The organism is Bradyrhizobium sp. SHOUNA76, assembly GCF_023006445.1.
GTDB lineage: Bacteria > Pseudomonadota > Alphaproteobacteria > Rhizobiales > Xanthobacteraceae > Bradyrhizobium.
This window is the reverse complement of the sequence record NZ_JALBHA010000550.1, coordinates 1-3,991: the sequence shown is the minus strand read 5'-3', so window position 1 is coordinate 3,991 and position 3,991 is coordinate 1. Positions and strand designations below refer to the sequence as shown.

The window sequence follows — 3,991 nt, the reverse complement described above, 5'->3', positions numbered from 1 at the left end:
CACCGCGCCGATCAGCGGCATGGTGATGGAGCCGCCGGCATCGATGGCGTAGCTGTTGGTGAGACCTTCCTGGCCGTAGACCACGACGCGGAGCTTGTCGCCGGCATCGAGATGGTAGGAGGCGTCATAGCGTCCCGGCGCCGCCATCGGCGCGGCGTAGCCGACCGGCATTGGTGCAGGCGAAGAGGCGAAGGAGTTCCGCAGCGCTCCGATGGCGCCGCCGCCATCGGCGACGACAACCGGCTGCGGCGCGCTGTAGGGCTGGCCATAGGCCATGGAGTCGAGATCGGCGCGCGGCTGCATCACCGCGACAGGGCCGGCGGTCTGCATGCAGCCGCCTAGGGTCAGCGCGGCGGACGCTGCCAAAGACGCCAAGTTCGACCATCGAAACGCGCGTGCAACCGGCACCGGACCTATCCCTCGAAACGAGACGGCTCCAGTGATGCACTAGTTATGGTTAATAAAACGTTGAGCTGGCGTTTTACCCTCCCCTGGAGGGCAGGGGAGCACATTCCGGCGCCTTACACTTCCGCGCTCACACCGACGCCGATCGGGCAGGACACGCCGGTGCCGCCAAGGCCGCAATAGCCGCCGGGATTCTTCGCCAGATATTGCTGATGGTAGTCCTCGGCGAAATAGAATTCGCCTGATGGCGCGATCTCGGTGGTGATGGCACCGAGGCCTTTGGCTGCGAGTGCCTTCTGATAAAGCGCCTTCGACTCGTCAGCCGCTTTCTTCTGCGCATCGGAACAAGTGTAGATCGCGCTTCGGTACTGCGTGCCGACGTCGTTGCCCTGACGCATGCCCTGCGTCGGGTTGTGGCTCTCCCAGAACGTCTTCAACAGCCTCGCGTAGGAGATCTTGTTCGGATCGAACACGACCAGCACCACTTCGGTGTGGCCGGTGCGCCCCGAACAGGTCTCTTCATAGGTCGGGTTCGGCGTGTGGCCGCCGGCATAGCCGACGGCGGTGGTGTAAATGCCATCACCGAGCTCCCAGAACTTGCGCTCGGCACCCCAGAAGCAGCCGAGCCCGAACACGGCCTGCTCGAGGCCGGCGGGATAAGGCGGCTTGAGCTTGCTGCGGTTGACGAAATGGGTGGTCGCGGTCGGAATGGCTTGCGCACGGCCCGGCAGCGCCTCAGTTGCGCTCGGCAATGCGGTGGTCTTGCGCATGAACAGCATGATTGGATCTCCGCAAACGAGCTGTCCGTCGCCCGAGCCAGATGCTCACGCGGCGTGCTCGCGATCAGGTGGGAATATAGGGCTCTACGTGAGCGTAGGCAGCGTTGTTACGCCGCGCGCCTCGCAGCGCTCAATCCCGGCGGGAATTGAAAGCTCAATCCCGGCGGGAATTGAACATCAATCCCGGCGGGATTGGAGGTCAATCCCGGGAATAGCCGATCAGCGGTTTCCGCGGCCGGAACAGGATCATCAGCAAGATGCCGAGAATGCCGAGGACGGCAAAGACCGGCTGATCCAGCAGCAGGCGGATCACCGAGGTCCAGAGCCAGGGCGCCTTGGCCTCGACCCAGGTGCGGAAGGCCGATTGGCTGGCCTGATTGATGTCGTTCCAGAACTGGCCGAACCGGGTGAACCGCAGGGTCTGGTCGGCCACCCAGCGGGCGCCGTCGTAGACCATGAAGATGAACCCGCCGGCGAGCAGCAACAGCCCAATCAGTCGGAAAAAGCCGCGGATCATGCCCCACCTTATATGGTCGTCCGATCGGAGGACCCGACAAAACGCCGCCTGCCAATAGCCGGGAGACGGCAGAAATTCAACCTCTTCAGGGCGTTACCGTGCTCCCTGGGGCGCCCCGGGGCCGCTTTTCCAGCCCGGAAAGCGTTGACGGTGCGCAAGACCCTCTCTATAAGGGCGCCAACTGGCGGCGGGCGCAATCCTGCCGCCGCTGTTCTTTGAGCAGTTGCAGGCTCCTCGAGCTAAAGGCTCTATGAGGCCTCATGTTCCGGGGACAGCCCAGCAACCGAACACCCTAAATCCGAGCGTCGATTACGCGGTCAAGCAAGCCGGCGCTACCCGACCAAGACGCGACCGGTACCCGCAAAGGATATTGAGACCATGGCCAATACCACTTCCGCCAAGAAAGCGACGCGCAAGATCGCCCGCCGCACCGCCGTCAACAAGTCGCGCCGCACCCAGATGCGCGGTGCCGTGCGGACCGTCGAAGAAGCCATCGCGACCGGCGATCGCGCCGCTGCCGCGAAGGCGCTGGCGAATGCCGAGCCCGCCCTGATGCGTGCCGCCCAGCGCAACATCATTCACAAGAACAACGCCAGCCGCAAAGTCTCGCGGCTCACCGCGCAGATCGCCAAGCTCGCCAAGTAAGCGGGCCAGGTAAGTTCGCCAGGTAACGGCGGACCATCGGTCGACTGATCGATCGAATATCGCACGCGTCAAACAGCCCGGCATCGCGCCGGGCTTTTTTGTTGCCTGTCATACGCACGCAGTCACGCCGCAGCCGATCTTCGATTGGAAGGTTTGCGCCGCCCGCGCTATGCTTCGCTCCGTAGTTCTACCTGCCGATGTTTTGCAACAGCGGAAACTTTCACCGCGTTGCAAAAAACCCCTGTGCTGCGCGCTCGAATTGAATCCGCGGGCGACGAAAGTTCTACACACCGTAGATTCACAGGAACGCACATCGGGTGGGAGTTACCCTGTGAAATGAGACTCAAAAAACGATGTCTCGCTAATCACTTATCGACATAGTGATCGCAAGCGTTTGGAAAATTCACCCGCGCGTCGGGTGCGTGACGAATTTGTTAAAAAATTTTGGCGGTGGCGGAGAATTGTCACATGAGGCGCGGCATTTTCGATTCTGTGCACGAATCCAAAAACTTGGTCCGAAGCCTGTGCACAAGTCGCTATGGCGTTAACCGACGTCAAGTTTTTTTGGTGGCTCAAGTGTGAATCAATTCGTTGCGAGTCTTTCCGCTTAGTGTATTCCTTAAGTCGTCAGCGGCGCCCACGATCTTCAGACCAGCGCGGTTTAGGAAACGGGGCGAGCGTGCAAATCGGCGGCGGTGCGCACGTAGGCGACGCTTCAACAAGCGATGTCGGTTCACAACCCATAGCAATATGGGAATGGTAGCTCTTTGTCTGAATGTCTCCAAGCGGGATCTTCCCGCCTCGTGCCAAGCGCATATGAGAGACATCGCGAAGCTACCCCGGTACGCAAGGCGGCGAAGTCGAGCGGACGACCAGTACACGGGCAGGCATCCGCGCAGGAGTACGGCGCGGCTGTCGTCAAGACACGCAGGACCTTGTCGCGAGCAATCACGGCAAGACGGGGAGGTATCATGTCTTACGGACTCAACGCGGTATTGCAGCACGTTTCCCATTCCAACGATGCCGTTCTCGATCCGTCAGATCTCCAGCCTCCCGCGTGTGACGAAGCGCCGAGTACGCGCTGACCTCGCGAACCCTCCATCTCTGACATCGCTGATCTGACGCGGCGTTCCCGCCGGACGGTCGAGCCATGCCTGACGATGGACTCGCTTTGAGGTCGCGCCATTCCAAGGGCCCTGCTGAGGGGTCCTGCAGGAACACCTGCATGGCGCTCACAACGCAACTATATCTCTCAAGAGAAGTTTTCTGACGATGACAATGGAACAGGATCGCTGGTCACGCGTGAAGGGTCGGCTGCGCTCGAGCGTTGGCGAGGACGTTTACACGAGCTGGTTTGCACGCATGGATCTGGAAGGCGTGCAGGACGAGAGCGTGCGGCTCTCGGTGCCGACCCGCTTCCTGAAGAGCTGGATTCAGGCCCATTATGCCGAGCGCGTGCTGTCGTGCTGGCAGGCCGAGATGCCGGAAGTGCATCGCATCGACCTCACGGTGCGTTCGGCCGTGCGTCCGGTGATGCAACCAAAGGAAGCCCCGGCGCCTGTCGAGATGCGACGCACCCCCACGCCGGAGCTGCGCTCGACCGCGACCGCGCCGGTCTCGGCCAATCACGACGCGCTCGGCGGCT

Annotated in this window: 5 protein-coding genes; 2 read left to right on the top strand and 3 right to left on the bottom strand. The window is 61.7% G+C overall.

Annotation, left to right across the window (positions count from 1 at the left end; all coding sequences use genetic code 11):
* The 3 genes from MOV74_RS33015 to MOV74_RS33005 all read right to left on the bottom strand — a co-directional run.
* Positions 1-408 (bottom strand): polysaccharide biosynthesis/export family protein (locus MOV74_RS33015; protein WP_246931183.1); only part of this gene is annotated, 408 nt, incomplete at its 3' end.
* Between the two features lie 113 nt (positions 409-521).
* On the bottom strand, positions 522-1,184 hold the full coding sequence (gene msrA / locus MOV74_RS33010; RefSeq protein ID WP_246931182.1) for a peptide-methionine (S)-S-oxide reductase MsrA: 663 nt from the start codon (positions 1,182-1,184) through the stop codon (positions 522-524).
* Positions 1,185-1,383: 199 nt separating this feature from the next.
* Positions 1,384-1,701, bottom strand: a complete 318-nt coding sequence (locus MOV74_RS33005) for a hypothetical protein (RefSeq protein WP_028133689.1) — start codon at positions 1,699-1,701, stop codon at positions 1,384-1,386.
* A gap of 378 nt (positions 1,702-2,079) precedes the next feature.
* On the opposite strand from MOV74_RS33005, the gene rpsT reads away from it, so the two are divergent.
* Together rpsT and MOV74_RS32995 are read left to right on the top strand one after the other, a co-directional pair.
* A complete protein-coding gene (gene rpsT, locus MOV74_RS33000) occupies positions 2,080-2,346 on the top strand; it encodes a 30S ribosomal protein S20 (protein WP_212083530.1) in 267 nt (88 codons plus the stop codon).
* A 1,272-nt stretch (positions 2,347-3,618) separates the two neighbouring features.
* The coding region (locus MOV74_RS32995) for a DnaA N-terminal domain-containing protein (protein WP_309486860.1) at positions 3,619-3,991 on the top strand (373 nt) is incomplete at its 3' end.